This is a genomic window from Streptomyces phaeochromogenes (genome assembly GCF_001418655.1).
GTDB classification, from domain to species: Bacteria; Actinomycetota; Actinomycetes; order Streptomycetales; family Streptomycetaceae; genus Streptomyces; species Streptomyces phaeochromogenes.
Genome location: NZ_LIQZ01000417.1, coordinates 1 through 4,399, shown reverse-complemented (window position 1 = coordinate 4,399; position 4,399 = coordinate 1). Strand labels below are relative to the sequence as shown.

Here is a 4,399-nt window from a genome sequence, read left to right as displayed (position 1 = left end):
GCGCGGTTCCTCGCGCCCCTAAAGGCAAAGGATTGCGGCGTTCCCCGCGCCCCTGAGAAGTGCGGGTGGGTCGTGGCTGGGTGCGCGGTTCCTCGCGCCCCTAAAAGACAAAAGATTGCGCCGTTCCCCGCGCCCCTGAAAAGTGCGGGTGGGTCGTGGCGGGGTGCGCGGTTCCTCGCGCCCCTTAAAAGACAAAGACTGCGGCGTTCCCCGCGCCCCTAAAGGCAGAAGATTGCGGCGTTCCCCGCGCCCCTGAAGGATCTCAAGTGGCCCCCCACCCCTCCGGCAGCCGCCCTTCGGACGAAGGGGTCGTGTCGGGGTTTCCGATCGCAGCACGACCTCTGATGGGCAACGTGTAGGTGCGGGATGACACAGCTGCGATCGGATGCCCCGTCGCGGCCCCGACCCGACAACCCAACGGCTGGCGCGTCTTTCAGGGGCGCGAGGAACCGCGCACCCCGGCCCCGACCGACCCGCACCCAACACACCGTCCGTCAGCGGCACACCGCCAACGCGTCCAGCGCAACCGCCCCCTGCCCCCGAGGCAGCACCATCAGCGGATTGATGTCCAGCTCGGAGAGTTCCCCGTCCAGTTCGAGGGCCATGCGCTGGACGCGGAGGACGACCTCGACGAGTGCGTCGAGGTCGGCCGGAGGGCGCCCGCGGACACCGTCGAGAAGCGCCCGCCCGCGGAGCTCAGAAAGCATCGACCGAGCCTGATCCTCCCCGAACGGCGGCACCCGCACAGCACTGTCCCGCAGCACCTCCACGAGCACCCCGCCCAGCCCCACCGTCACCGTCGGCCCGAACAGCTCGTCCTGCGTGACCCCCACGACCATCTCGACCCCGGGCTCGACCATCTGGCACACCAGCACCCCGTCGAGCGGCACATCCTCGTACCGCGCGATGTCGGTCAGGTCGCGATACGCGTCCCGGACCTGACTCGCCGAGGTCAACCCGATCTTCACAAGCCCGAGTTCGGTCTTGTGGGCGAGCTGCGCACCGGAGGCCTTCATCACCACGGGATAGCCGACGAGCCCGGCCGCCCGCACGGACGCCGCGGCACTCGTCACCAACTGCTCCCGCGGCACGCGTATCCCGTACGCGCGCAGCAACTGCTTCGCCGCGTGCTCGCTCAACTGCTGCCCAGGCCGCATCAGCGCCTGCGCCTTGCGGAACGAGGGAGACGACGTACGAGGCGCCTCGTCGAACGGCGACCGGTAGAACGAGGAGAACCGCGCGTGCTCCAGGTGGGCCCGCACGGCAGTGATGCAGTTCGAGAACGTACGGAAGGTGGCGACCCGCGACGACCCGAGCAGCGTCTCCCGGTACGCGGCCTCCGTCCCCACCGGCGACCCCCACACCACACACACCAGCTTGTCCGTCTGCTCCGCCGCGTCCACCAGGTCCTGCGCCAACTTGTCGCTCATCGGCGGGAAGGGACCCGTGATCGGACAGATCAGCACCCCCACCCCCGGATCGGCGAGGATCGCGTCGATGATCTTCCGGCCGCGCCAGTCGCCCACCGGATGCCCGCCGTTGTCGACGGGGTTGGACACGTCCAGGTACTCGGGTATCCACTCGTGCAGCTCGGCCTGCTTGCCGGGCGACAGCCTGGGGAGCGACAGCCCCGCCTCCGTCGCGAGGTCCGAGAAGTGCGCGCCCGTGCCGCCCGAGATCGAGTAGACGACGACACCGTCGGCGGACGGGGGCCGGGCACGCGCCAACAACGCGGCCGTGTCCTGGAGTTCGTCGAGGCCGTCGACGCGGATCACTCCGTACTGCCGCATCGCCGCGTCCACCACCGCGTCGGCGCCGGTCAGTTTGCCGGTGTGCGAGGCGGCCGTACGGGCGCCGGTCTCGGTGCGGCCGACCTTCACCGCCACCACCGGCACCCCACGCCGCGCCGCCCGGTCCGCGGCGAGCAGGAAGGACCGCCCGTCCTTCAGCCCCTCGACGTAGCAGGCGATGGCGCCGACCTCGGGCTGCTCGGCGAAGTAGGAGATGAAGTCGGCGCTCTCCAGGTCGGCCTCGTTGCCGGTGGGCGCCCAGTGCGAGAGCCGTACGCCCAGCTCCTGCATCGTGAAGACGGGACGCCCCTGGTGTCCGGACTGGGTGATCAGCGCGATCGCAGGCCCGTCCAGATCCTCGCGGAACCTCTCAAAAGCATTGAGGTTGGTGTTCGGCCCCAGCAGCCGCAGCCCGGAGCGCTCCACGGCGGCGGCCAGCCTGGCCTGCGCGGCGGCGCCCTCCGCGCCCGTTTCGGCGAACCCGGAGGCGAAGGCGACCGCGAACTTCACCTTGGTCTCGGCGAGTTCCTCGATCACGGGCAGCGGATCGGAGACCAGCAGCACGGCCATGTCGACCTCTTCGGGCAGGTCCGCGACGGCGGCGACGCACGGAATGCCGAAGACCGACTCGCGCGTCGGATGCACCGGATACAGCCGGGCGCCGACCCGCTCGGACCAGGCAAGCAGTTGCCGTGTGATGCCGGTGTTCGGCCGTCCCTCGGCGTCCGAGGCGCCGACGACGGCCACCCGTTCGGGGCGGAAGAAGCGGTCCAGATCGGGTACGCCGGCGTACAGCGGCCGGCCGCTGACGTCGAGGTCGTCGGTGGCGGCGGGCCTGCCGTGCACGGCAGGGGCCGGTTGCTCGCCGCAGGCGATGACTCGGGCCCGGCGGGAGTCGGTGGTGAGGGTGCCGTGGGTTGATCCAAGCATCGGTCCGCCCGCTCCTGTGTGGCTGCCAATAACTGACGCAGTGTCAGATTACTTAACTGACGCCGTGTCAGGAACTGGTCTGCACGCAAAGAACTTGTGGCGAGCACAGGGTTTGTACCCGGCAGGGCCTGCCCGGGAACGCGGCCGGCCCGGCGTTCCGGTGTATACGGTCCGGCGTACCCGCCCGGCGTACGGGTCCGGCCCACCCGGCCCGGCGGATCGGGCCGGGACCGGGCGCACAGGTCCCGCACATTTCGGGCGCAACCTTCAACTGCCCACGCGGGTCTAGATGTTGCACATGTCGAAGGAGACACGACCGAGTCCCTTGGGGGAGACATGAGACCCGACTCCGTCCGGCGCACCCTGCGCCTCGGAGCCTGTGCCGGTGCGATGGCCGGCCTGCTCACGGTGGGCCTGGCCCTGCCGGCAGCCGCCGACGAACCGGAGACCGACCAGCTGTGGATCAACGCGCCGTACGAGCAGGGCCTGCCGCTCGGCACGGACGGCGGTGAGCCGCAGGCCCGGACGCTCGACCTGGGCATGAATCACGAGAACAGCAACTTCACCGTGACCGACGGCAGGCTCACCGTGGACGTCTCGGGGCTCGCCGGGGTCGCTGAGGTGACCTGGCCGGACACCTGCACGCCGAGCGGCACGACCGCCGTGTGCGTCGTACCGGACGTGCCGGTCGCCGGGGAGGGCGACCACGAGCAGATCCAGCTGGAGGTCCGGGCGGCCGACGGTGCCACGGGCGGCGCGCAGGGGCGGATCACGTACGAGGCGACCGCGACCGGCGGTCCCGACGGCGTTCTCGTGGCGGAGAGCTCCGCCACGACGCTGACGGTGGCGTCCGGTCCCGACCTCTCGATCCGTGACGAGGCGCCGGTGGGCGAGACCGAGCCGGGGACGACGGAGACGATCCCGTTCGCGCTGTCCAACAAGGGCAACGAGGCGGCGAACGGCTTCACGCTGACGATGTACGCGTCCTACGGGCTCGACTTCGTGTCGACGTACCCCGAGTGCGAGTACACCGACGTCGTTCCGGTCGCGCACGCCACCTGCACGTTCGACGAAGTCCTCGCGCCCGGTGAGTCGTTCGAGCTGCCCGAGCCGCTGAGGGTGGCGATCGCGGAGCACGCGTTCAACGAGCGGCTGGACCTGAGCGTCGAGCCCGGTGGCGGTGCCACCGACCTCTGGAACGACGACAACTACGTGGCTCTGCAGATCGGTGCCGCCAACACGGCGGACTTCGCGGTGCGCGGTGCCGCGGTCTCGGGTGCCGCCGGTGACACGGTGACGGCCAGGATCGCCTTCCGGAACAAGGGGCCGGCCTGGGTCGGCAACCTCGGTTCCGGTGACCCGGTGGCCAGCGTCGATCTGCGCGTTCCGGAGGGCACCACGGTTACCGGGGTTCCGTCCGGTTGCTACCCGCGGACGCTGGACGGTGGTTACTTCCCGGGGTCCACGGGTGCTCCGCGTTATGTGTGCAACCTGCCGTACTGGGTGTCGGAGAGTGAGAACCGTACGTACGCGTTCAAGCTGCGCGTGGACGTGGTGGTGCCCGGGGCCAGTGGGGCGGTCGTGGTTCGTCCGGAACGGGGGGACGGGTTTCCGTTTGATCCGGATGGGTCGAACAACTCGGCGAGGCTGGTGGTGAACTAGGCGCTCTGTGGGGGCGG

The 4,399-nt window shown here is 70.2% G+C and carries 2 protein-coding genes; one reads left to right on the top strand and one right to left on the bottom strand.

Translation table 11 applies throughout. The annotated features are described in order from the left end of the window. Window positions 1–494 precede the first annotated feature (494 nt). Window positions 495–2,720, bottom strand: a complete 2,226-nt coding sequence (locus tag AOK17_RS41305; RefSeq protein WP_055617786.1) for an acetate--CoA ligase family protein — start codon at window positions 2,718–2,720, stop codon at window positions 495–497. 336 nt (window positions 2,721–3,056) lie between these two features. Here AOK17_RS41305 and AOK17_RS41300 point away from each other — a divergent pair, with 336 nt between their 5' ends. Next, window positions 3,057–4,382, top strand: a complete 1,326-nt coding sequence (locus AOK17_RS41300) for a COG1361 family protein (RefSeq protein WP_055617785.1) — start codon at window positions 3,057–3,059, stop codon at window positions 4,380–4,382. The last annotated feature ends 17 nt before the right edge of the window (window positions 4,383–4,399 follow it).